The sequence below is a fragment of the Pseudomonas sp. P5_B2 genome, from assembly GCF_056400445.1.
Window position 1 is genome coordinate 1 of record NZ_JBFULH010001429.1, and the last position, 599, is coordinate 599.

General features: G+C 54.6%; 1 protein-coding gene. It reads right to left on the minus strand.

The features are described from left to right. Window positions 1-346: 346 nt before the first annotated feature. Window positions 347-599: CysS/YqeB C-terminal domain-containing protein (locus tag AC1DRJ_RS31645; RefSeq protein WP_477805564.1), on the minus strand; the 253-nt coding region annotated here is incomplete at its 5' end.

Below are 599 nucleotides of genomic sequence, written 5' to 3' on the forward strand. Positions count from 1 at the left end.
CAGAACGGATTATATCGGTGTTATTCCTCACAGCTTGCTCCAGCTCGCAAAGAACTCATTTGGACTAGAGATGCTGGCAGTCTCACCACCGTCTCCCGAAATTCCAATTAACCTGATATGGCACCATAGTCATCACGGTGATCCGGCCCACGCTTTCATACGTGAGCAGTTGGCTAGCGCAGTAAGACAGGTTGCTGAGGTTCCCAGTTTGTAGTCTCAGTGATCCTAGAAGCTGACGACGACGCTTCATAGCAGAGTAGACGCCGGGAGCATCACCAATAAAACAATAAGTTACGTAATAAAAAAACCCGCACAAGGCGGGTTTTTGTTTTATAGCTCAAGGCAATCAGTCAGCCAGACGCCAGGTCGTACCGCCCTTCCCATCTTCCAGCACCACACCCATCGCTGTGAGCTGGTCGCGGATGCGGTCGGATTCGGCCCAGTCTTTACCCGCACGAGCCGCCAGACGCGCAGCAATCAGCGCATCCACTTCAGCCGCATCCACACGCCCTTCAGCGCCGGCCTGCAAGAAGTCATCGGCCTCAAGCTGCAACACACCCAGCACGCTCGCCAGTTCTTTCAAGCGCGCTGCCAGACCC